Origin of the sequence: Agrobacterium tumefaciens (assembly GCF_013337285.1) — a bacterium.
GTDB classification, from domain to species: Bacteria; Pseudomonadota; Alphaproteobacteria; order Rhizobiales; family Rhizobiaceae; genus Agrobacterium; species Agrobacterium burrii.
This window is the reverse complement of sequence record NZ_SUPW01000002.1, coordinates 314,489-338,190: the sequence shown is the minus strand read 5'-3', so window position 1 is coordinate 338,190 and position 23,702 is coordinate 314,489. Positions and strand designations below refer to the sequence as shown.

The following is a 23,702-nucleotide window of genomic DNA, read 5'->3' as shown; positions in this document are numbered from 1 at the left end:
TACCGGCCGCAACGGGTGCGGCCGGTATCGTCAACTTATTCGGCGGCGACGATCTTGCCGTCCTGCCACTTGAAGAGCGAGAAGGTCTGCGACGTCAGGTCGCCATTCTCGCCATAGGTGACCTTGCCGATTGCTGTCGGGAAAGCATCACCGCTCTTCAAAGCCTTGGTAACCGCTTCAGCATCCTTGGCGCTTCCGGCCTTCTCGATGCCGGCCTTCAGCACTTCTACAGCGGCGTAAGCATTGAGGGTGAAGGCTTCCGCCGGAATGTTGGCGGCCTTCAGCGCTTCGGCTGCGGCCTTGGAGTCGTCGTTCTTCAGTGCGTCGGAAGCGTTGGTGAAGATCGTGCCTTCGCCAGCCTGCGAGCCGATGTTCCAGAACTCGCTGTTCGACAGGCCGTCACCGCCGATAACGGCAGCCTTGGAGCCGATGTCCTTCAGCTGGCGCACCAGAAGACCGGCTTCAGGGTGGTAACCGCCGAAATAGACGATATCGACATTTTCGGATTTCAGGCGGGCCGTCAGCGCGCCGAGATCCTTTTCACCCGGTGTCAGCGCGTCATAGAGAACTTCGGTAACGCCGCCGGCATTCAGCGTCGTCTTGAAGGCATCTGCGAGACCCTTGCCGTAAGCACCCTTGTCATGGATGACGGCGATCTTCTTGTCCTTGAGGTTGGCGAGAACGTATTTCGCCGCAACCTCGGCCTGCTGGTCGTCACGACCGCAGGTGCGGAAGACGTTGGAAAGGCCACGGTTGGTCAGGCCCGGCGCGGTCGCCGTGGGAGTGACCATCAGCACGCCGTTTTCGGCAAAGACATCTGATGCCGGAATGGCGACGCCAGACGTCACCGGACCGACGACGAAATGAATGCCTTCGGCAACGAGCTGGTTCGCCGCGGAAACGCCCTGCTTCGGCTCGCCGCCATCGTCGGCCAGCTTCAGCACGACCTGTTCGCCGAGGATGCCGCCCTTTTTGTTGATTTCATTGACTGCCGTCTGGGCGCCGTTCTTGACCTGATCGCCATAGGCGGCGACGGGACCGGTGAGCGGCGCAATCAGGCCGATGACGATTTCGGCATGGGCAAGGGGTGCGAATGCGAAGGACGCTGCAAGCGTCACGCTGGTCAATGTCTTCAGTTTCATCCTGGTGTCTCCTTAAAAGGGGTCGCGGACCCGGTGAGCGCCATGGGCGTTGACCGAATGAAACTTATCGGACGCCTCCCGGCGAAAACTCGTTCCATGTTTGAATTCCGAGCCTTCAATCTCAACTCATACGGAAGGTTTGATGATTTATGCAAGTCACCTTTGTTGGATAAGGTCTATTACCTGTAAATCAATCGCCTCGCCCGTCATGATTGCGCCATCAGAACCGATAATCGACCCTTCGTAAACCCTTGGCGTTTGGCCGCCAGAAGTGGATAATACCGGCATGATCGCAGCAGATGACGCATTTCTGACGGGCCTTCCCGTCTTCCGGCATTTTGAGGACGTGGCAGACCCGGCGCTTTACCGCGCCCTGCCGGCGGGATGGGGGCTGGCCATCGCCGATATCGTCGATTCGACGGCGGCGATCGGCGCCGGCAGATACAAGGCCGTCAACATGGCGGGCGCGGCCGTCATATCAGGCGTCTCGAACAGTCTTGGCCGTCACGACCTGCCCTTCGTCTTCGGCGGCGATGGTGCGGCCGTCGCCGTGCCGGCAAATGGACTGCCGCTTGCAGGCACCGCCCTTTCGAACGTGCAGCGCTGGGTGAAGGACGACCTCGACCTTTCGATGCGCGTTGCCCTGGTCCCCATAGAGGACATTCGCGCAAACGGGTTCGATATTCGCGTAGCCCGCTTTCAGGCAAGTGAGGATGTGTCCTATGCCATGTTTTCAGGCGGCGGCAACAGCTGGGCGGAAGCGCGGATGAAGGATGGGCAATATACCCTGCCAGCAGCCGCAGCGGGCGAGCGGCCGGATCTCACCGGCCTCTCATGCCGCTGGAACCCCATTCCGGCCACCCATGGCAAGGTGGTGTCGATCATTGCCGTGCCGGGACCGTCGCAGGATATGCCCGCCTTCCGGCAACTGGTCGTCGATCTCGTTGATCTCGCCGCGCAGGACGCAAGAGATGGCCACCCTGTGCCGGAGGACGGGCCGAAACTCGGTTTTGTTGGAGAAGGCCTCGGTCTGGAGGCAAAGGCTGGCGCGGCCTATCACGATGGCTGGGGGCAGAAGCGCCGTTCGCTGCGCATCCTCGGCGAAAGCCTGCTTGTCAATCTCCTAGGCCTGACCGGGCTGTCGCTCGGGCGGTTCAATGCGGAGCGTTACCGACGCTCGGTGGCCAGCAATACCGATTTCAGGAAATTCGATGACGGCCTGAAGATGACGGTGGACATAGACAGCGCGCGGCTCGAAAAAATCCAAACGCGGCTGGAACAGGCCCGCTTGTCCGGAACCTGTTATTTTGGCCTGCACGAACAGGAGGCCGCCTTGATGACCTGCATCGTGCCCTCGCCGCTTTCGCGGGATCACATGCATTTCGTGGACGGTGCGGACGGCGGATATGCGGCTGCGTCGAGCCGCCTAAAACGACAGATGCAGGCGGCGCAATCCTTCTGAAACCCGCCCTTGTGAGAGGCGTATCTCTTTAGCCTGAATGGCCCCTTCGATCCATACGCAGGACCTGAAAACGAAAAACCGGCGTCGTGCGCCGGTTTCAACGGATATGTTGCCGCGAAGGCCTGAAAATGGCCGTGAGATCAAGCGGCGGTCTTGCTGCTGCTCTTCTGCACCTGGCAATAAATTTCCTCGAGGGAGGCGAGGATTTTTTTGACGGATTCGGAATTGCTGGAATAATAGATGGTCTGCGCATCCCGTCGTGTCTTGACCAGCCGTTGCGCACGCAATTTGGAAAGATGCTGCGAAAGAGCGGACTGGCTGAGACCAACCTGCGAAGCGAGAACACCGACCGGCACTTCCGTATCCACCAGCGTGCATAAGATCATCAGGCGCTTGGGATTCGCCATCGCTGAGAGCAAGTCTGCAGCGGCGATGCTATGTTCCGACAGAGATTGGTTATCCATACGCTCAAGTCTCCTGATGACAGTCGGAAAGACCGTCATGGTGGCTATAATAGGTGTTCCAAAAGAAGTTTTTATAATTCGGCGGATACGTTGTATATACCTAAATCTTGCTTATATCGTGTCCCTTTCAAAGACTATTCTTGATCATTTATTTACTTAAGACATCGCGACTAAATTATAATATTTTTGCCTGATTTTTATCAATTTAGCAATAACCTTATGTATTAGCAGTAGTATTTATAAGCAGTAAACGATCAAAATTTGAGCGTATAAATCTTGACGACCAGTGCCCGGTTTTGAGGCTTCAATCTTATACCACCTTAAATTTAGCAACGGGCTACAGAATCTAGATTAACTTTGCGCAATTTTCTCGAAATTTGCAATATGATTTTTATTAGTAATTATTTTAATGCATAACTTATGATATCAAAAATATTCTTTGCTACCATGGGAAGGTATAACTTGCGTCGCAGGGATTCCTTTAAAAGCATAAAGGGCCATCCATTGCTGAAGGCCCTTTATGCTTTTCTCGCAGAAAAAAATATTATTTTTTTCGGTGCCGGGTCAGCCCGGTCACGATCTCATCTGCGGAAATCGTGCCTATGATGGCGCCATTGTCGACGACGCCGATCGCGCCCGAATGTTTCGCAAGCGCATCGAGAATATCGATCAACGGCGATGACGGACGGGCAGTAGCCGCCACGGTCAGCCGCCCGTTTCGTTCGTCGACACCCGGTTTCATCACGTCGGCGGCGGTCAGCATCGAGATCGGGTTCATGTTCTGCACGAAGTCAGCGACATATTGCGTCGCCGGCTGCTTGACGATCTGCTGCGGCGTACCGCACTGGATAATGCGCCCGCCTTCCATCATGGCGATGCGGTTGCCGATGCGGAACGCCTCGTCCAGATCGTGACTGACGAAGAGAATGGTCTTCTTCAGCCGGCTCTGGAATTCCAGAAGCTCGTCCTGCAAACGGCTTCTGATGAGGGGATCGAGCGCCGAAAACGGCTCGTCCATCAAGAGAATCGGCGCTCCGGTGGCGAAGGCCCGCGCCAGCCCCACACGCTGCTGCATGCCGCCGGAAAGTTCCCCCACCTTGCGGTTGGCCCAGGCAGACAGGTTCACCAGCTCCAGCTGCTCGGCCACCATGCGTTTGCGTTCTGCCTCCGGGGTGCCGGAAAGCTCAAGCCCGAAGCCGACATTGTCGGCCACATTGCGCCAGGGCAGAAGACCGAATTGCTGGAACACCATCGAAACCGTATGCGTGCGCAGGTCGCGCAGCGCCTTCGCCGGGCAGCGATAGGGATCGACATAACCGGACTTGGTCTTCACCCCGACATTGCCGCGAACCACGGGCGCAAGCCCGTTGACGGCCCGAAGCAGGGTCGATTTACCGGAACCGGAAAGCCCCATGAGCACGAGGATCTCGCCTTCTTTCACCGAAAGCGAAGCATTGGCGACACCGAGCACCAGCCCGGTCTCGCTATTGATCTCGTCACGGGTACTGCCTTTGTCGATCATCGGCAGGGCGGCATCGGGCCGGTCACCAAAAACGATATCGACATTTCCAAAGATGATGGCGTCGCTCATAGGTCATCCTCCGCACCGGGAAGTCGGAAAAGCCGGTCGAGAACGATCGCCAGTATGACGATGCACAGTCCCGCCTCGAAGCCCATGGAGATGTTGACGGTGTTGAGCGCGCGCACCACCGGAACACCAAGCCCATTAGCGCCGACGAGAGCGGAGATAACCACCATCGACAGCGACAGCATGATCGTCTGGGTCAGACCCGCCATGATCTGCGGCGCGGCGAAGGGAAGCTCCACCTTGCGCAGAACCTGAGACGGCGTCGCACCGAAGGCAACCGCCGCCTCCACCAGCGCCGGCGGCGTCGAGACGATGCCGAGGCGGGTAAGTCGCACCGGAGCCGGAATGGCGAAGATGACGGTGGCGATGAGACCGGGAACCATGCCGAGGCCGAAAAGCACCAGCGCCGGGATAAGATAGACGAAGGTCGGGATAGTCTGCATCAGGTCCAGCACCGGGCGCATGCCGGCATAGATCCATTTGCGCCGTGCCGCCAATATGCCGAGCGGTATGCCGATGATCATGCACACGGCGCTCGCGGCCATCACCAGCGCCAGCGTTTCCGTCGTGGCTTTCCAGTAACCGAGATTGATGATGAGCAACAGGCCGAGCGCCGTGAAGAGCGGCATCCCGACCGAACGGCGCGTCCAGGCCGAAAGCGCCGTCAATATCGCGACGATGATCAGCGGATGCGGCGCCTGTAAAACATAAAGCAGGGCGTTGATGACGCTTTGGAAGATGAAAGAAAGCCAATCGAAGAAAAAGGCGAGATTGCCGGTCAGCCAATCGATGGCCTCCTTGGCATATCGGCCGACAGGCAGGCGGTTTTCAGGAGCGCTGAGCCATTCCACGGTAAGAAAATACCTTTCGTGAACAAATGCAGAAACGACGGCCGGCATCAAAACTGCCGGACGCGGTGCTGGCGCGCGACCCGCGATGCGACGAAACTCGCGAGCTGGGGTCACGCATGGGCATCGTTATTTCTTGCTGCAATCCGGCCTGTCGAACAGGCCGGACGCAGTCATGCATGGTCATGCGTTAAAGGCCCAGTGCCTTCTTGGCGGCGGGCAAGGCGTCGGCACTGCCGTCCTTGGTCTTGACGTTGGCGAGCCAGGGCTCGATCGCTGCCGGATTGGCCTTCAGCCAGGCGGTCGCTGCCGCTTCGCCCTCAAGGCCGTCATTCAGGATCTTGCCCATGATCTCGTTTTCCATGGGCAGGGAAAATTGCAGGTTCTTCAGAAAAGCGCCGACATTCGGGCATTCCTCGACATAACCCTTGCGCACATTGGTATGGATCGTCGCGCCGCCGAGATTGGGGCCGAAGACCTCGTCGCCGCCGGTCAGATAGGTCAGCTTGAAATTCGCATTCATCGGATGCGGTTCCCAACCGAGGAAGACGATCGGCTCGCCGGATTTTTCCGCGCGGGCAACCTGCGACAGCATGCCCTGTTCGGAGGATTCCACCACCTCGAAAGATTTCAGGCCGAAACTGTCCTTGGCCACCATGTCGAGGATCAGACGATTACCGTCATTGCCCGGCTCGATGCCATAGATCTTGCCGCCGAGGTCCTTGCTATGGGTGGCGATGTCCTTGAAGTCCTTGATGCCGAGTTCGGCGCCCTTGGCGTTGGTCGCCAGCGTGTATTTGGCGCCCGTCAGGTTTTCACGCAGCGTCTCAACAGATTTGTCTTCGCGGTAAGGCGCGATATCGCCTTCCATGGTTGGCATCCAGTTACCGAGGAAGACGTCGATGTCCTTGTTTTTTAGGGATGTATAGGTAACGGGTACGGAGAGAAGCTTGACGTCGGTTTCATAACCCAGGCTTTTCAGAAGTACGGTGGCGGTCGCCGTTGTGGCCGTGATGTCGGTCCAGCCAACATCTGAGAAACGCACCGTACCGCAACTTGCCGGCTCGGCGGCATTGGCCGCGCTGAACGTCATGGAGGAGATTGCTGCGGCCAGGGCCAGACAGCGGCTTCTATTTGCAAACATCGTTTGCTCCCTTTTTTTTCGTTCCCTTGCCATTATCAATATCTGCCGGCCACAATCAACTCGCGTGCATTTGCGTGCTTTGGCCCACCGTTTGCGACAAAACCGTGAAAATGTCGGTCTTTAGCCGTGTAATGTCGAGAATGGTAGGCCGCGGAAATCTGTGTTTTTTCCATCTCCGCACTTTTCAACCCGCTTCTTCGCCGTCAAAAGACGCAGATTGCAGCATCGGTTCAGGAATCAGAATCGGTTCCGCGAGGCGCAATGCGCCGATTCAACAAGTTGGAGCATGGTTGCGACGCGTCTGAAGGACGCAAAGGCGCTCCGGGAGTGGATAATGGCAAAACTCTATTTCAATTATGCGGCGATGAATGCCGGTAAATCGACCATGCTGCTGCAGGCGTCCTATAACTATCAGGAACGCGGCATGCGCACGCTGATCTTCACGGCCGCCTTTGACGATCGGGCGGGTGCCGGCCGGGTCGCATCACGCATCGGCCTTTCTTCCGACGCCCGGACCTTCGACGAAGGCACTGATATCTTCGCCGAAGTGTCGGCCCTCAACGCCGAAGCCCCGGTCGCCTGCGTATTCATCGACGAAGCCAATTTCCTGTCGGAACACCATGTCTGGCAGCTGGCCGGCATTGCCGACCGGCTGAACATCCCGGTCATGACCTACGGTCTGCGCACGGATTTTCAGGGAAAGCTTTTCCCGGCCTCGAAAGAACTGCTCGCCATTGCCGACGAACTTCGCGAAATCCGCACCATCTGCCATTGCGGCCGCAAGGCGACGATGGTTGCCCGTTTCGACAATGAGGGCAATGTCGTCAAGGAAGGCGCGCAGATCGATGTCGGCGGCAACGAAAAATACGTTTCCTTCTGCCGCCGCCACTGGGTGGAAACCGTGAAGGGCGGCTAGAGCAAAATGCGTCTGAACGAAAAGTCAGAGCGTTTCCACGATTCAACGAAAGCGGAAACGCTCTAACTCTGCGTCCGGTTGCCGCATTTGATTTTTCGCAAAGATGGCTGCCCTGCTCCTGCGCTAAGACGACGGGGACACATTCGCGTGGATGTGCTTTCTCTCAGGAGCAAAATTATGCAGAACAAAACTGCCAAATTCGCCAGCCTCGCCATCATCGCAGGCCTTTTCGCCTTTCCCGCCCTCTCGGCTGAAATCGAAGTGAAGATGCTCAACAAGGGCAGCGACGGTCAGGCGATGGTCTTCGAACCGGCAACCGTCAAGGCAGCCGTCGGTGACGTCATCACCTTCGTCCCCGTTGACAAGGGCCATGATGCGGCAGCTGTCAAGGAAATGATCCCCGAAGGTGTCGCCGACTTCAAGGGCAAGATGAACGAGACGGTGAAGGTCACAGTCGACAAGGAAGGCGCCTATGTCGTCAAATGCACACCGCATCTCGGTATGGGCATGGTAGCGCTGGTCGTCGTGGGCGATGCGCCGCCGGCCAATCTGGATGCCGTCAAGAATGGCAAGCTGCCGAAAAAAGCCCGCGACCGTCTGAACGCCGAGATCGCCAAGCTCGGCCTGTAACCGCCTATCCCCGCGGCTTCGCGGCGGCTGGTATCCGGTCAGGCAATCTTAGCCTACCGGACAGCCGACGCGGACCGCAGGTTGAGAAAAGTTTCGCAATCATGTTGTATCCCGGTTGACCGGGACATATCTGGAAGACAGTAAATGACCGTGGTTTTTCCGAAGCGCCGAAGGGCGCCCGATTGAACCGCGGATTTTTCTTCCGGCGTCCAGCCCCACGGGCAGAGGAGACTATGACGACATGATCGACCGGATCACCGCATTGATTCAGGCAGCCTTCAACGCCATTGGCAAGGCCGCCGGCATGGTCGTCGCCTGGCTTTTGTGGCCCTTCATGGCCGCCCATGGCTGGTATCGCGACCGCAACTGGATCATCAAGGGACCGATCGCTCTGGTTCTCATCCTGCTTGCCGGCTTTTATGGATATTTCGTCTGGCAAACGCAGGTCTGGAGCAATTTCGACCCGGATTACGTGGCGCGCTACAAGCTGGCGGAGCGAACGGTTTCTCCCGGACTGGAACTGCCGGTAGCGACCCCGGCTGCGTCCGCCGGCGCGACTGGCGCTGCCGCAAACACATCCGCACCGGTGTGCCAGCGTTCAGCCATCGTCGACGCCGCCATCGATCTCACCGACTTCAACGTCAACCAGAATGCGTGGATTTCCTCCATGCTGCTCTACCGTCTCGGCCTCTTCGGCATGGACTGGGACAGCACGCCGTTTCTGGACAACAAGGCGTCCTTCCAGCGCGGCGTGAACCAGGCCGTGCGCCGTACCTCGGTGGAACTGGTGGATACGCTTGGCCGCGTGCGCGGAACCTCTGGTATCAACAACAATCTCCAGGAAGCGCGTGGCAACATGCAGTTCAGCGAATATTCCTGGTATTTCGGCCTCGACCCCTTCGGCCCGAAGACGCCAACGCCCAGCTATTACCGCGCCGCCATCCGCAGCTTCCAGGCTTTCAACGGCGAACTGACCGCCTGTAAGGCCGTCTTCGATACCCGCGCCGACAACCTCATCCAGTTCATCGACCGCATTGCCGGCGATATCGGTTCCACATCGGCTATTCTGCGCGAGCGTTCGGAAAACTATAATGGCGGCTGGTTCGACACCCGTGCCGACGACCGTTTCTGGTTCGCCTATGGCCAGCTCTACGGTTATTACGGCATATTGTCCGCCGCCGGATCGGATTTCGCGCAGGTCATTCGCGAACGCAACCTGACCAATCTCTGGAACGACACGCTGACACAGACCCGCGCCGCCCTTCGCATTCAGCCGGCGATCATTTCCAATGGCGACGAAAGCGGCTGGATCATGCCGTCGCATCTTGCCACCATGGGATTTTACGTGCTGCGGGTTCGTTCCAACCTCGTCGAGCTTCGCTCCGTTCTCGACCGCTGACAATGGAGCCGGCTTTTGCGGCCGGCTCAGTCTATCAGGCGCTGACGTATGGTCTTTGCCACCAGCTGCGTGCGGTTGACGCAGTCGAGCTTGCGCATCGCGTTATTCATATAGGTATTGACGGTGTGCTCCGAGATGGAGAGAAGCTCGGCGATCTCCACGGAAGTCTTGCCCTGCGCAGTCCAGCGCACCACGTCAAGTTCGCGTTTCGTCAAGGGTGACGGGCTTTTCGAGCCGATGCGGCAAAGGCGATCATAGACCTCCAGAGCATGCAGCACGATCATGCCCAGTTCATTCAGCGACGCCTGCGACAGGGCATCGCGATCACCCGCAAAATTCATCAGATGCCGGTTTCCGCTCATGCCGCTGACCGGCACCATGAGCCCGGAGGTGATGCCGATGCTGCCAAGCGATGCCCCCGCTTCCGCCAGCGTTCCGCAGGCAATATCGGCATCTTCCAGAGACCAGTATTGCGGCATCATCGATGAGGCGCCACGCTTGATAACGGGACACTCGCCAAGTGCACCATTCGCGGTCATCGCATTCACAACCCAGACCGGCAGGCTGCTTTCCACAACCGTTGGCAAGGCATAGGCATTGCTGCCGCCGGGTAATTTCATCAGCGTCACATGCGCATAGCCGAACGCGCGCATTACCTCTTGCAGCGCCATCAGCCATTGCTGCCTGTCGGCGGCGGCCGACAGGTCACGGCAAAGTCTGGCCTGGCGCTCCGTTTTCGACATTCAGCCACCGCCACCCGATGGGCGCAAAATACCCCAATGTGAGAAACAGACAGCTGGGGCGAAGACGGTTGCGACCTTCATGACGGGCGGACCACCTGGATTAAAGCGCTGGGTTTTCGGACTTGTCCTTCGGCTTGGCCATCAGTTTTTCCAGAAAACCGAGCATAACCGCCGAGACGACAAAAGCCAGATGGATGATGGTGAACCACATCAGCTTGCTGTCCGAATATTGGTTGGCGTTGAGGAATATCTGCAGCAGGTGGATGGACGAAATCGCCACGATCGACGATGCGACCTTGATCTTCAGACTGCCGGCGTCGAGCTTGCCCAGAAACGAAACCTCGGCATCCGCATTATCAAAGCGGCTGACGAAATTCTCGTAACCGGAAATCATCACCATGACGATCAGGCTGGCGACCAGCGCCGCATCGATCAAGCCAAGCATGGCGAGGATCATATCCGACTCGTCGTAAATAAAGACGTTTTTTGCAACCTTCAGGAACTTGAGCGCGAAGGAAAACGCATAAACCGCCAGCGCCGCGACAAGCCCGAGATAAAAGACGACGAGCAGCCAGCGGCTGGAGAGGATGATCCGCTCGACGAGCAGTTCAAGAGACTTCATTTCCGTATCCGATAAATAATCTGTTTACTGTTGGAGCATGCTTTCTTTCGCCATGTAAACTGGCTGCGAATATCCTAGCAAGCGGCAATGTCGGGACTTTGGCGGCATCGTGGCGTTTTTTGCCGCATTCGGCGTCTGGAAGACGCCACTACAGCCCGTAACATTTCTGCAACATACCGTTATGCTTTAAAACATGATGCGAAAAGTCATATATAATATGTTGACAGTTATCATCATGTTTTCTAGTCCTCGCTTATCGGCTCGCCCGTAACAATTCAGAACATTTTCAGCCGCGCACAAGTGCGGCGCGTTTTTGCGCGCCGTGTCTATTCGCGCGCCTACCGGGGGTAATTAATGTCCATCTCGCGCACGCATTCCGCGCTGCTTCTGTGCACTGCCATGTCTCTTCTGCCGCTTGCCGGCCCCGCACGGGCGCAGGATGCCGCTTCGCAGGCGAACGACACGACGACGCTTGAAAAGATCGTGGTCAAGGGCAAGCGCGTCAAAAGCGTAAACGCCGCCGCCGATACGCCGCTGGCAAGCCAGACGACGGCGGAAGAGATCAGGAAGAAAGACATCGGCAGCATCAAGGATCTCGGAAACTCGACCGAGCCGGGCGTCGATTATGTGGATTCCAAGCCCGGCCGACCCGGCGGATTGTTCATTCGAGGCCTCGGTGGCGCTCGCGTCGTAACGCTGATTGACAATATTCCCGTTCCCTACTTCAACAATTTCGCCCGCCAGGGGCAGGCCACCACCACGCTCAGCGATACGAATTCGAGTTTCGATTTTTCGTCGCTCTCCACGGTTGACGTGGTGCGCGGTGCGGATTCCAGCCGTATCGGCTCCGGCGCTCTTGGCGGCGCGCTCGTGCTGCGCACACTCGAGCCGGAAGATCTGATCGGCGAAGGCAAGGATTGGGGCGGCGTTGCCAAAACCACCTATGACAGCGAAGACAGAAGCGTCGGCGGATCGCTCGCCGTGGCCAAGAAGATCGAGAACACCTCGGTTCTGTTCCAGGGTTCTTACAAGCGCGGCAACGAAACGGACAACAAGGGCACGGCCGATATCTACGGAACGCGCCGCACCAAGCCCAACCCGGCCGACACCTATGAAAGCAACCTGATGTTCAAGATCCGTCAGGATCTTGAAGGCGGCCATCGCATCAGCCTGACAGCCGAGCGTTATTCGCTGAGAAACCGCAGCGACATGAAGACCCTGCAGGGTGTCAGCGTTTCGGGATCGACCTACCGCATCGGCGACTATAGGGGCTACGAGGACACCGAGCGCGACCGCGTATCGCTGGATTACGAATACGAAGCGCCTTCGACCGACGGCCTGATCGATGCCGCCAATCTGTCGCTTTACTGGACGCGTCTTTCCAAGGAATCCGGCGCTGGCGACCGACTGACCAATAATTCGCTCTATATCCGCGAAGACAGCATGCGCAACAGCGCATTTGGCATCGTCGGCGGCCTTGAATCCGGTTTCGAACTCGGCGGTGTGCAGCACACGGTCCGTTTCGGCGGCAACGCCATGACGACCGATTTCAGCCAGGAGCTTTTCGCCAACACGGCCGGTTCGACCTCCTCGTCGCAGTCCGACATGCCTGACGTGAGCGGCAAGAGCCTCGGTCTTTATCTCGATGACGAAATCGCGTTTGGCAACGGCTTCCGTCTTACCCCCGGTTTGCGCTTCGATTCCTATGATTACGATCCGGATGGTTCGGTATCCAGCAACAGCGGCTACAACACCTTCGGCCTGCCAAGCGGCAACAGCGGCTCGCGCTTCTCGCCAAAACTGCTTGCCACCTATGACGTGACGCCGGAACTGCAGCTCTTCGCACAATGGTCGATGGCCTATCGTGCGCCGACAATCAATGAATTGTACCTGAACTTCTCGAATATCAGTTCCGGTTACGCGGTGGTGGGTAACTCCGCCCTCAACCCTGAAACCAGCAATGGTTTTGAGATCGGCGCAAACTATGCCTCCGGCGACCTGACAGGCGGCCTGACGCTGTTCCACAACAAATACAAGAACTTCATCGAGCAATACACGACATCGACCACCCTCTTCCCCGGTTTCGGCGGCAGGGGCAACGGCTCGCTCTTCACCTATCGCAACCGCAACAATGTCGAAATTTCCGGTGTGGAAGCCAAGGTCCGCAAGGAACTCGCGAACGGCTTCTTCGCCCATGCCTCGCTCGCTTATGCCTATGGCAAGGACACCGACACGAATGAGTTCATTCGCACGGTCGCGCCGTTCAAATCCGTCGTCGGCGTCGGCTACGCGCAGGAAACCTGGGGCACGGAATTCACCGGCATCTTCTCCTCCGGAATGCGTGACGACAAGGTGGCGACCACCTTTGACGCACCCGGTTACGGTATCTTCAACCTGACCGGATGGTGGGAGCCTGAACAGACGAAGGGCCTGCGCATTCAGGCCGGCGTCTACAACCTGTTCGACAGGCAATACTGGAATGCGGTCGGCGTTCGCGACGTTAATCCCAACGCCGTCAGCTCCGTGAACCAGCCCGTCGACTTCTATACGGAAGCCGGACGCACCTTCAAAATCTCCCTGACCCAGAAATTCTAAAACCGGGCAGAAACATCATCTCCAGAACATCATCTCCAGTCGGGGCGGCCTACGGGTCGCCCCTTTTTTGTCAGCGGCAATAGAGATAACCACCCTTTCGCTCCAGCACGTCGAGATGCAGGTGGTCCTGATGGGTGGCATCGCTGCCGGGGGAAAGAACGGTGCGGAAGAACAGGCAGGCGGCGGCCGTAATCGTGCGCTGGAAGGCGCCTTCCGGCGTTCCATCCTCGCCGCGCGGTTTCATCACCAGCGGGTCGCCCTTATCAAAGGCGATGGTGGAAATATCCACCGCATTACCCTTGGCATGCTCGGAAATCTTGCCCGTTTCGGCACTGTTGCGGTTGCGGCAGATATAGGTCGAGGCGTTGGCGATCGACGTGACCTTTCTCTCCGGAAGAGCGATCGCCGCCGCCGGCAGCATCATTTCCTTTGTCCAGCGCGATAGAGCAAGCGCGGTTTCGCAGCGCATGGTGCCTGAAGGTTCAAGCTTGATGCCGGGCAGAACCACGGAAAGCTCAATCGGCGCTTCAATACCACAGCCCTGTTCCTCGTCCCGGATCGGTTCAAGCTTCTTGAATTCCGCGCCGATTTCCTTCAGCGCGCCAAGGCAGGCCTCAAGTGCCGCCGGGTCTTCCGGCTTTACCGGCTCCGGCGGTTTTTCTTCCGGTTTTGCTGCTTCGTCAGCCGGTTTCTGTTGTTCTCCGCCGTTCTTGCCCTCACTTTTCCCCTTTGCATCATCGGAACCCTTATCAGCGGGTGTCTTCTCACCATCTGGTTTCTGCTCTTCCGGAACCTGCGGCTTCGGGACCGGTTTCGGCGCTTCCACCGGATCTTTCGCCTTTTCGTCGGCGGGTTTTTCCGAGGGGGTGGAGGATTGCGCCTCACCCGGTTTAGGCTGTGGCACCGGCACCTGTGCCGGCGGTTCGGAGGCGGAAATCAATGCGAGGCTGGTTACCAGAAGACACAGGCGATGAAGCATTTTATGGGGCACTCCTGACCGTTTCGGCAGGAGAGCAACGCAGCAGCGGCCGGTAAGGTTCAGTCCCTCACCGAAATCCGCTTGCCAAGGCGGATTACGCAGGCTAACAATTTTGCCATGAACATCGTGTCTATGAACATTGCTAACTGGTGGTGGAGCAGCTTTACGCGGCCTTGACCAGTCATGTCTTCAGACAAAGTCCAAGCCGCCCGAATTTTCAGGCGGCTTTTTTGTTATTATGCCGCCTGTCATCGGGCCTGAACAACGGGAAGTATGAGAGAAATGGTAACGATCATTCAGGATGACGGAGCGGAAACCTACGAGACGAAAGGCGACATAAAAGTCAGCCGGAAGCGCCGGCCCGCCGATTATGCCAGCGCCATCGATAATTATATCGAAAAGCTCGATTCCCATCGCGGCGCGGTTTTTTCGTCCAACTATGAATATCCGGGCCGTTATACCCGCTGGGACACGGCCATTATCGACCCACCGCTCGGCATTTCCTGTTTTGGCCGCAAGATGTGGATCGAGGCCTATAATGGCCGTGGCGAAGTGCTGCTCGGCTTCATCACCGAAAAGCTGAAGGCGACGCCCGATCTTACCCTCGGTGCATCCTCCACCCGCCGTCTCGACCTGACCGTCAACGAACCGGACCGCGTCTTCACGGAAGAAGAACGTTCGAAAATCCCGACCGTCTTCACCGCGCTCAGAGCTATCGTCGATCTCTTCTATTCGAATGCGGATTCTGCCATAGGCCTGTTCGGCGCTTTCGGTTACGATCTCGCTTTCCAGTTCGATGCCATCAAGCTGTCGCTTTCGCGCCCGGAAGACCAGCGCGACATGGTACTCTACCTGCCCGATGAAATCCTCGTCGTTGACCACTATTCCGCCAAGGCCTGGATCGACCGTTACGATTTCGAAAAGGCCGGCGTGACGACTGACGGCAAGTCCTCCGACATCATACCCGATCCCTTCAAGACCACCGATACGATCCCGCCCAAGGGCGATCACCGCCCCGGCGAATATTCCGAGCTGGTGGTGAAGGCCAAGGAGAGCTTCCGTCGCGGCGACCTGTTCGAAGTCGTTCCCGGCCAGAAATTCATGGAGCGTTGCGAAAGCAATCCGTCGGCGATTTCGCGCCGCCTGAAGGCGATCAACCCTTCGCCCTATTCCTTCTTCATCAATCTCGGCCATCAGGAATATCTGGTCGGTGCCTCGCCGGAAATGTTCGTGCGCGTCTCCGGCCGCCGCATCGAGACCTGCCCTATCTCAGGCACCATCAAGCGCGGCGACGACCCGATTGCCGATAGCGAGCAGATTCTCAAGCTGCTCAACTCGAAGAAGGATGAATCCGAACTCACCATGTGTTCGGATGTGGACCGCAACGACAAAAGCCGCGTCTGCGAGCCCGGTTCGGTGAAGGTCATCGGCCGCCGCCAGATCGAGATGTATTCGCGCCTCATCCACACCGTTGACCACATCGAAGGCCGCCTGCGCGACGACATGGATGCCTTTGACGGTTTCCTCAGCCACGCCTGGGCCGTCACCGTCACCGGCGCACCAAAACTATGGGCCATGCGTTTCATCGAAGGTCATGAAAAGAGCCCGCGCGCCTGGTATGGCGGCGCCATCGGCATGGTCGGCTTTAATGGCGACATGAACACCGGGCTGACGCTGCGCACCATCCGCATCAAGGACGGCATTGCCGAGGTTCGCGCCGGTGCGACGCTGCTTAACGATTCCAATCCGCAGGAAGAAGAAGCTGAAACCGAACTGAAGGCTTCCGCCATGATATCAGCCATTCGTGATGCCAAGGGCACCAACTCTGCCGCCACCAAACGCGATGCCGCCAAGGTGGGCACCGGCGTCAAAATCCTGCTCGTCGACCACGAGGACAGCTTCGTGCACACGCTGGCGAATTATTTCCGCCAGACGGGTGCGACGGTCTCCACCGTCAGATCACCGGTTGCGGCAGACGTGTTCGATCGCTTTCAGCCCGATCTCGTCGTGTTATCCCCCGGCCCCGGCAGCCCGACGGATTTCGACTGCAAGGCGACGATCAAGGCCGCCCGCGCCCGTGATCTGCCGATCTTCGGCGTCTGCCTCGGTCTTCAGGCCCTGGCGGAAGCCTATGGTGGAGAATTGCGCCAGCTTGCGGTGCCGATGCACGGCAAACCTTCGCGCATCCGCGTACTGGAGCCCGGCCTCGTCTTCTCCGGCCTCGGCAAGGAAGTGACCGTTGGCCGTTACCATTCGATCTTCGCCGACCCCGCCACCCTGCCGCGTGATTTCATCATCACCGCGGAAAGCGAGGACGGCACGATCATGGGTATCGAACACGCCAAGGAACCGGTGGCCGCCGTGCAGTTCCACCCGGAATCGATCATGACGCTCGGCCAGGACGCCGGCATGCGGATGATCGAAAACGTGGTGGTGCATCTGACCCGCAAGGCAAAGACGAAAGCGGCGTAATGGTTTCCACCGACGCGATTGCCATCGAGCCGATCCGTGCGGAGCATGTTGAAAGCTTTCACCATGCTCTCGATACGGTGTCGCGGGAGCGGAAATATCTGACATTTGTGGAGGCGCCACCGCTTGAGGCGATTCGTACCTTCGTTCTTGGCATGATCGATAACGGCCATCCGCAATTCGTGGCGATCGCGGATGGCTCGGTTGTCGGATGGTGCGATATTCGCCGGGAGATCAGACCGACCCACGCCCATCGCGGTTCACTTGGCATGGGTATCTTGCCCGCCTATCGCGATAAGGGATTGGGCACGCGACTGATGCGGCAAACGCTCGACGCGGCTAGCAAACTCGGCTTGCACCGCGTCGAACTCAGCGTGCACGCCGATAATCAAAGGGCGATTGCGCTTTACGAAAAAATCGGATTCGCGCATGAGGGCCGTAGCCGCGACGCTGTTCTGATCGACGGACGTTACATTGACAGCCTGAACATGGCGATCATCTTCGGCAACTAAGCCCTCGGCAGCGAGGCGGAGATGCACAGCGCGAACTTCTTCAGCAGCTGCATGTCGAAATGGCCTTCCCGGCGCAGCATCCATGTCAGCGCTTCATTCGCCGTCCACGGCTTCTTGTAGGGCCTGACCGAGGTGACGGCATCATAGACGTCGCAGATCGCCGCAATGCGGGCGTAAAGGCTGATCTCGGCACCTGACCGGCCGCTCGGATAACCGCCGCCATCCATCCGCTCGTGGTGGTTGAAGCAGACATCGAGAACCATCTCCGGCATCTGCGCGTTGCGCGACAGGATATCGCGTCCGAAGGCGGGATGGAGATTGATGATCTCCCGCTCACTGGAGTTCAGCCCATCCGCCTTGTTGAGGATCGACGAGGGAATTTCCACCTTGCCGATATCATGCAGCAGGCCGCTGATGCCGAGCAGATCGACCGCTGCCTTATCCAGCCCGAGATAGCAGCCGAAATGCATCATCAAACCGCTGACGGATACCGAATGCACGAAAGTTGTTTCGTCTTTCGATTTCAGGCGGGTAACGCCGATGAAGATCGCCGGGTTTGACTGCACCGCTTCGGAAATCTTGCCCGTTGCCGCCGCCATGCCTTTCAGCGAAACACCACCGCCGGCTTCTGCGACCGCAAAGGTCTCCGCAACCGCATCAGCAGCCGAACGAACGGCATGGCTGACGGCTACCGTGATTTCAGAGCAACTGCCCGGTTGTACGAGGGCAGGTACGCCGGCCCCCGAACTGCCTTCGATATCATTTCCCCGCGCCGTATTGATGACTATGCTTTCCGCGCCGCTCGATTTCAGCTGGCGCACCACATCCTCATGCCGCAGGAGAAACCGATGTCGTTGCATAGTCTGCCGGTTCGACAGCGTTCCCTCGACCGCCTCGATAAACATGCCAACAGTTAATTGCCGGGTGGAAATTCGCTTAAGCATCAGACGCTTTTATTTTCCTTCCCGGGAATGATAACGTGACCCGCTATTGATAAAAACTAACGTAAAACCAGCCTTCAGACGGATAAATATAAGCCCGCCGAACTATTTAACTCTGCAACACAGAACATAAGATAGCACGAATATGAAAATTATTTACTCAGGATATATTTAAAAAACGAAGAATCAATCTGAATACATCAAGAAACAACCTGAGAATGTAAATATTGATAATTCTCGCATACGACGTAAACCAGGAACCGAAGAAGAACCGCATGAATTCGAAACTTGAAACGCGCATCGATCAGGGTACGGGCCGTGAACCGGCAGATATGGTTCTTAAAGGCGGACGCTTCTTCGACCTCGTGACCGGGGAACTTGTTGCTTCGGATATTGCCGTCTGCGGCGATACCATCATCGGTACCTGCGAGAACTATCGCGGCCGCCGGGAAATCGATATTACCGGCAAGATTGTCGTTCCGGGTTTCATCGATACGCATCTTCATATCGAATCATCGCTCGTCACCCCGCATGAGTTCGACCGCTGCGTTTTGCCCTATGGCGTCACAACGGCCATTTGCGACCCGCACGAGATTGCCAATGTTCTGGGAGTGGAAGGACTTCAATTCTTCCTCGACAGCGCCATGGAAACCATCATGGACGTCCGCGTGCAGCTCTCCTCCTGCGTGCCCGCAACCCATCTGGAAACCTCGGGCGCCGATCTGCCGATCGAGAAGCTTTTGCCGTTCCGCAATCACCCGAAGGTCATCGGGCTTGCCGAATTCATGAATTTTCCGGGCGTCATCCACAAGGACCCGGTATGCATGGCAAAACTGGAGGCCTTTCAGGGCCAGCATATCGACGGCCACGCGCCGCTTCTCTCCGGAACGGCACTGAACGGTTATCTCGCAGCCGGCATCCGCACCGAACATGAATGCACGAGTGCACCGGAAGCATTGGAAAAAATCCGCAAGGGCATGCATATTCTCGTACGCGAAGGCTCTGTGTCAAAAGACCTGCATGCCCTGATGCCGATCATCACCGAACGACTGTCGCCCTATCTGGCGCTTTGCACGGATGATCGCAATCCGCTCGATATCGCCGAACAGGGCCATCTCGACTATATGATCCGCACCGCCATCGCCAGCGGCGTTGAACCGCTCGCCATCTACCGCGCCGCCTCGATTTCCGCCGCGAAAGCCTTCGGCCTTCGCGACCGCGGCCTCATCGCACCCGGCTGGCGCGCCGATCTCGTGGTCATCGATAGTCTGCAGAACTGCAAGGCCAGCATGGTGCTTTCCGGCGGACGGATCGTCGATGATGCCCTGTTTGCCACCCGCAAGCCGGTCGCCCCTGTCGGTCTCGACAGCGTCAAGGCAAGGCCGGTGCTCGCTTCCCATTTTGGCGTGCCCGTCACCGAAGGCGAAAGCCCTGTCATGGGCGTGCTTCCCGGCAAGATCATTACCGAACATCGCCGCTATAAACTACCGACGGACGGTAACCAGACGACCATCGATCTCGAGAACGATATCATCAAGGTCGCCGTCATCGAACGCCATGGCAAGAACGGCAACCACGCCAACGGTTTCGTGCAGGGTTTCGGCCTGAAGAAAGGCGCCATCGCCTCCACCGTCGGCCATGACAGCCACAATATCTGCGTCGTCGGCGTCAGCGAGGACGACATGGCGCTGGCCGCAAACCGGCTCGGCGAAATCAAGGGCGGTTTCGTGGTGGTCGAAGACGGCAGGGTGAGCGGCGAAATCCCGCTCCCCGTTGCCGGGCTGATGAGCCTCGAACCTTACGAAACGGTGCGCGATACGCTGCACACCCTGCGAAAGGCGGCCTATGCCCTCGGCACGACGCTGGAAGAACCCTTCCTGCAGGTCGCCTTCCTGCCGCTGCCCGTCATTCCGCATCTGAAGATTTCAGATATGGGCATGGTGGATGTGGACCGGTTTGCCCTGATCTGATGACGGCGTTTATCGACCGCAAGCAGCGCGAAGCATCCGGTTCGCGTGTCTGAGGCGACGGAAGCAGTCTTATGCTTTCGTGTCCGCAGGCCAGGTCACGTAGTAATATTTGCCTGCGACCCTGCCGAAATAGGCTTGTTTTCCGCTTGTCTTGTCGACATAGCTGCCGCTGCCATCCTTGGAAAGCGCTCCATCTTCGCTGCGCTTGAGTTCTGAGTTCTGAGTTCTGAGTTCTGAGTTCTGAGTTCTGAGTTCTGAGTTCTGAGTTCTGAGTTCTGAGTTCTGAGTTCTGAGTTCTGAGTTCAGGAAGTCGACCCAGTTGGTCTTGGCAATATCAGTGGCAGTCGTCGGCTTGGCATTTTTCTGGTTTGGATCCCAGGCATTGATCGATTTGCCCTGCGTGGGGTCTGACACCTGCAATCGCCCGCTTTCAAGAGCGCTCACCATCGACCGGGCACGCAGATATTGCGCCGGATCGTCACCCGCCATCGAAAGCTTGACCCTCAGATTCCGCATGAAGGCGGCCGAGGCGAGATAGTCGGCTGACGACATTTTTGGTGCTTGAGCGGTTGTCGATGATCTGCTGACCGATGATTGCCCGGAAGGGAAAATGTTTCTGATAGAGGGTACGGCGGCCAGAGCTTTGGCGCGTGAGGAAGTGGAATTACCGGCGGCGGCCTGATTCCAGTTCTTGATTGAAACGGACATGACAATCCCTGCTTCGCTTGATGGTTGGCGGCAGAAAAATATGTAGCGCCTCAATAATTAATACGCGAAACTTGCCAATGGCTCGCCAATATTAAAGTAAAATCATAAAATCCCGTGCATATTTTATTCTATCGGCGGCATCACGAAGAATATTCATACAAAAAACCATGTTATGCGCCTTTTAATATATATTAATACTTTAAATATTATTATTTAAGTTGGGACCACTGCAGATTCGCATCTCATCGCCGGGGCCTCCCGAGACTCCGGCCTCATCAGCGGTTTAACAGTGGCGAAATGTTATCGGTCCGAGGTTAGCAGCTTGCGGAAATAAACCACCCGTTCCGTTTCCTCAAATCCCAGCGCCGCATGCATGCGGTGGGAATCGACGTTGGAAATATCGGCATCGGAAGCAAGCTCGCTCACGCCCTGGCTCACCGCCCATCGGGTCACTTCGCCCACCAGCGCGGCAGCGATGCCTTGGCCGCGAAACGCCTTCTCGACATAGATTCCCTCGAGAAAGGCCACGGGCGACGTGTCGCAGCCGTTGACGTAGTCCCGCCGCAGACTGACCTCGGCAAAACCGATAGCCATTCCAGCAGGATCATGGACAATAAATCCAGCCCCGGTTTCGCAGACGCCCCGCAACTCCGCCATATGTTCGGAGGAGGTGGTATCCGGCCATAAACGGTGGCGCAAAAGGGCCCAGTCATCCACAGATGCGGCGGCGTTGCTGATAACGAATCGACCACTCATGCGACGACCCCGCAAAACACATCCAGCCCATCAAGCTTGACGATATCAGCATCGAACAGCGGGGCAAAACCCGGCATCGGCAGGATGTCCGCAAGCCGCATGGCCTTCGGCAGCGGAAATTCCACCGCCTCGCGAGTGAGATTGAAAACGAACAGCAATTTTTCATCGCCCTTGCTGCGCGTGAAAGCCAGCACATCGAGATTGGTCTTGATGAAGTGTATGTCCCCGTCGCGCAATGCACCATGGCTTTTACGGAAAGACAAAACCGCACGATAATGGTTCAGAACCGAATCCGGCTTGCGCTCCTGCGCATCCACAGCCTGCATGGCATGGGCATAGGGCACGGGCAGCCACGGCTTTTCAGCGCTTGAAAACCCGGAATTCTGCTTGCCGGTCTCCCACACCATCGGCGTGCGGCATCCGTCCCGCCCCTTGAAGGCGGGCCAGAAACGAATGCCATAGGGGTCGCGCAGATCCTCGAAGGCGAGTTCCGCCTCGGTCAACCCCAGTTCCTCGCCCTGATAAAGACATATCGAGCCGCGCAGGCTGGCCAGAACGCAGATGGCGAGCTTCGCCACCCGTGTCTGCTCCTCCACGCTTTCGGAAAAGCGGGTGAGATGGCGCACCACATCATGGTTGGAAAAGGCCCAGCACACCCAGCCATCCGTGACCACCTTTCCGAAGGTTTCCACCGAGCCGCGCAGATGTTTCGCGCTGAAATCCGGCCCCAGCAGGTCGAACGTGTAGCACATGTTGAGCTTGTCATTACCGGATGTATAGGATGCCACCGTCTTCAGTGAACGCGCCCCGTCCCCTACTTCGCCAACGGTGGCACGTCCCTCATATTCGTTGAGAAGCGCACGGAAGCGCTTGAGGAAGGCAACGTTTTCCGGCCGCGTCTTGTCGTAGAGATGGTCCTGCATACCGTAGGGATTGACGTCGGAGGCATCGAGACCAAAACTTTCGTCATCGAAAAGCGGCGGGTTGTCGCGCAACAGCTTGTCGTGGAAATAGTGATTGACGGTATCGAGCCGGAAACCATCCACGCCGCGATCGAGCCAGAACCGCACGGTTTCCAGGAGCGCATCCTGAACCTCGGCATTGTGGAAATTGAGATCCGGCTGCGAGGCGAGGAAGCTGTGCATGTAATATTGCTTGCGCACGCCGTCCCATTCCCATGCCGGCCCGCCGAACACGGAAAGCCAGTTGGTGGGCGCGGTGCCATCCGGCTTGGGATTGGCCCAGACGTACCAGTCGGCCTTGCTGTTGATGCGGCTGGCACGGCTGTCCACGAACCAGGGATGTTTGTCGGACGTATGCGAAATGACCTGATCGATAATGACCTTCAGCCCCAGCCGGTGCGCCTCGGCCATCAGAACATCGAAATCGGCAAGCGTGCCGAACATCGGATCGACATTGCAATAATCGGAAACATCGTAGCCCATATCGGCCATGGGCGAGGTGAAAAACGGCGAAAGCCAGATGGCGTCGACGCCGAGCGAGGCGATATAGGGCAGCCGTTTCGTCACCCCGGCAAGATCGCCATATCCGTCGCCGGTCGTATCCTGAAACGAGCGCGGATAGACCTGATAGATCACCGCTCCCTTCCACCAGTCCGATTGCGCTTGAGATTTATGGACCGGGGCATGGGGTAGCGTCATCGGCGATCTCCTGATGGTGTCTGGCCGGGAGAATATAAAGCTGTCGCGGCCACGTAAACCGGAACTTCGCACACGCACAATCGACCAGAACCGCACTTGTCAGCGGCGTTCGCCCGTCGTAAGCCGCATGGCTGGAAAAAACGGGAGGATGAC

General features: G+C 57.7%; 20 protein-coding genes. 8 read left to right on the top strand and 12 right to left on the bottom strand.

What is annotated here, in order from left to right; genetic code table 11:
* Positions 1-35: 35 nt before the first annotated feature.
* Positions 36-1,142, bottom strand: a complete 1,107-nt coding sequence (locus FCH38_RS07465; protein ID WP_149900005.1) for a branched-chain amino acid ABC transporter substrate-binding protein — start codon at positions 1,140-1,142, stop codon at positions 36-38.
* Between the two features lie 286 nt (positions 1,143-1,428).
* On the opposite strand from FCH38_RS07465, the gene FCH38_RS07460 reads away from it, so the two are divergent.
* Positions 1,429-2,604 carry a DUF3095 domain-containing protein gene (locus FCH38_RS07460; RefSeq protein WP_174373372.1) on the top strand — a complete coding sequence of 392 codons (1,176 nt, stop codon included), beginning with the start codon at positions 1,429-1,431 and terminating at the stop codon, positions 2,602-2,604.
* Positions 2,605-2,744: 140 nt separating this feature from the next.
* Here FCH38_RS07460 and FCH38_RS07455 read toward each other — a convergent pair whose 3' ends face one another.
* From FCH38_RS07455 to FCH38_RS07440, 4 genes are all read right to left on the bottom strand, one after another.
* Entirely contained in the window at positions 2,745-3,068 is a 324-nt protein-coding gene (locus FCH38_RS07455) for an ArsR/SmtB family transcription factor (RefSeq protein WP_046797913.1), read from the bottom strand.
* A 544-nt stretch (positions 3,069-3,612) separates the two neighbouring features.
* The gene (gene choV / locus FCH38_RS07450) at positions 3,613-4,659 is read right to left on the bottom strand and encodes a choline ABC transporter ATP-binding protein (RefSeq protein WP_149900003.1); all 1,047 of its coding nucleotides are present in this window, start codon (positions 4,657-4,659) and stop codon (positions 3,613-3,615) included.
* Positions 4,656-5,507 (bottom strand): choline ABC transporter permease subunit, encoded by an 852-nt coding sequence (choW, locus tag FCH38_RS07445; RefSeq protein ID WP_149900002.1) that lies wholly within the window; start codon positions 5,505-5,507, stop codon positions 4,656-4,658. Before choW ends, choV begins: the two co-directional genes overlap by 4 nt.
* A 187-nt stretch (positions 5,508-5,694) precedes the next feature.
* Positions 5,695-6,597 carry a choline ABC transporter substrate-binding protein gene (locus FCH38_RS07440; RefSeq protein ID WP_369809539.1) on the bottom strand — a complete coding sequence of 301 codons (903 nt, stop codon included), beginning with the start codon at positions 6,595-6,597 and terminating at the stop codon, positions 5,695-5,697.
* A 385-nt stretch (positions 6,598-6,982) separates the two neighbouring features.
* Between FCH38_RS07440 and FCH38_RS07435 the strand changes: the two genes are divergently transcribed.
* The 3 genes from FCH38_RS07435 (at position 6,983) to FCH38_RS07425 (ending at position 9,593) form a co-directional block, all read left to right on the top strand.
* Positions 6,983-7,564 carry a thymidine kinase gene (locus FCH38_RS07435; protein ID WP_149900000.1) on the top strand — a complete coding sequence of 194 codons (582 nt, stop codon included), beginning with the start codon at positions 6,983-6,985 and terminating at the stop codon, positions 7,562-7,564.
* A 177-nt stretch (positions 7,565-7,741) separates the two neighbouring features.
* Positions 7,742-8,194, top strand: a complete 453-nt coding sequence (locus tag FCH38_RS07430) for a pseudoazurin (RefSeq protein WP_149899999.1) — start codon at positions 7,742-7,744, stop codon at positions 8,192-8,194.
* 241 nt (positions 8,195-8,435) lie between these two features.
* Positions 8,436-9,593 carry a DUF2333 family protein gene (locus FCH38_RS07425; RefSeq protein ID WP_153514932.1) on the top strand — a complete coding sequence of 386 codons (1,158 nt, stop codon included), beginning with the start codon at positions 8,436-8,438 and terminating at the stop codon, positions 9,591-9,593.
* A 26-nt stretch (positions 9,594-9,619) separates the two neighbouring features.
* Here FCH38_RS07425 and FCH38_RS07420 read toward each other — a convergent pair whose 3' ends face one another.
* On the bottom strand, positions 9,620-10,336 hold the full coding sequence (locus tag FCH38_RS07420) for a helix-turn-helix transcriptional regulator (protein WP_153514931.1): 717 nt from the start codon (positions 10,334-10,336) through the stop codon (positions 9,620-9,622).
* 100 nt (positions 10,337-10,436) lie between these two features.
* Positions 10,437-10,958: a TIGR00645 family protein gene (locus tag FCH38_RS07415; protein ID WP_149899996.1), complete on the bottom strand. Its 522-nt coding sequence runs from the start codon at positions 10,956-10,958 to the stop codon at positions 10,437-10,439.
* Between the two features lie 354 nt (positions 10,959-11,312).
* On the opposite strand from FCH38_RS07415, the gene FCH38_RS07410 reads away from it, so the two are divergent.
* Positions 11,313-13,553, top strand: coding sequence for a TonB-dependent hemoglobin/transferrin/lactoferrin family receptor (locus tag FCH38_RS07410; RefSeq protein ID WP_174373371.1), 2,241 nt, complete (start codon positions 11,313-11,315; stop codon positions 13,551-13,553).
* A 70-nt stretch (positions 13,554-13,623) separates the two neighbouring features.
* Here the strand turns inward: FCH38_RS07410 and FCH38_RS07405 are convergent, their stop codons facing one another.
* Positions 13,624-14,532 carry an extensin family protein gene (locus FCH38_RS07405; protein ID WP_174373370.1) on the bottom strand — a complete coding sequence of 303 codons (909 nt, stop codon included), beginning with the start codon at positions 14,530-14,532 and terminating at the stop codon, positions 13,624-13,626.
* Positions 14,533-14,814: 282 nt separating this feature from the next.
* On the opposite strand from FCH38_RS07405, the gene FCH38_RS07400 reads away from it, so the two are divergent.
* Complete coding sequence (locus FCH38_RS07400; protein ID WP_174373369.1) at positions 14,815-17,004, top strand: anthranilate synthase; 2,190 nt, start codon at positions 14,815-14,817, stop codon at positions 17,002-17,004.
* Positions 17,004-17,513 carry a GNAT family N-acetyltransferase gene (locus FCH38_RS07395; protein ID WP_174373368.1) on the top strand — a complete coding sequence of 170 codons (510 nt, stop codon included), beginning with the start codon at positions 17,004-17,006 and terminating at the stop codon, positions 17,511-17,513. Before FCH38_RS07400 ends, FCH38_RS07395 begins: the two co-directional genes overlap by 1 nt.
* Here the strand turns inward: FCH38_RS07395 and FCH38_RS07390 are convergent.
* Positions 17,510-18,457, bottom strand: coding sequence for an HD-GYP domain-containing protein (locus tag FCH38_RS07390; protein ID WP_174373367.1), 948 nt, complete (start codon positions 18,455-18,457; stop codon positions 17,510-17,512). The two genes, FCH38_RS07395 and FCH38_RS07390, sit on opposite strands and share 4 nt — an antisense overlap.
* A 272-nt stretch (positions 18,458-18,729) precedes the next feature.
* On the opposite strand from FCH38_RS07390, the gene ade reads away from it, so the two are divergent.
* The gene (gene ade / locus FCH38_RS07385) at positions 18,730-20,424 is read left to right on the top strand and encodes an adenine deaminase (protein WP_174373366.1); all 1,695 of its coding nucleotides are present in this window, start codon (positions 18,730-18,732) and stop codon (positions 20,422-20,424) included.
* 69 nt (positions 20,425-20,493) lie between these two features.
* Here the strand turns inward: ade and FCH38_RS07380 are convergent, their stop codons facing one another.
* From FCH38_RS07380 to FCH38_RS07370, 3 genes are all read right to left on the bottom strand, one after another.
* Positions 20,494-21,132 (bottom strand): cell division protein ZapB, encoded by a 639-nt coding sequence (locus tag FCH38_RS07380; RefSeq protein ID WP_174373365.1) that lies wholly within the window; start codon positions 21,130-21,132, stop codon positions 20,494-20,496.
* A 300-nt stretch (positions 21,133-21,432) separates the two neighbouring features.
* A complete protein-coding gene (aac(6'), locus tag FCH38_RS07375; RefSeq protein ID WP_174373364.1) occupies positions 21,433-21,888 on the bottom strand; it encodes an aminoglycoside 6'-N-acetyltransferase in 456 nt (151 codons plus the stop codon).
* On the bottom strand, positions 21,885-23,549 hold the full coding sequence (locus FCH38_RS07370) for an alpha-glucosidase family protein (protein WP_174373363.1): 1,665 nt from the start codon (positions 23,547-23,549) through the stop codon (positions 21,885-21,887). Before FCH38_RS07370 ends, aac(6') begins: the two co-directional genes overlap by 4 nt.
* Between the last annotated feature and the right edge of the window lie 153 nt (positions 23,550-23,702).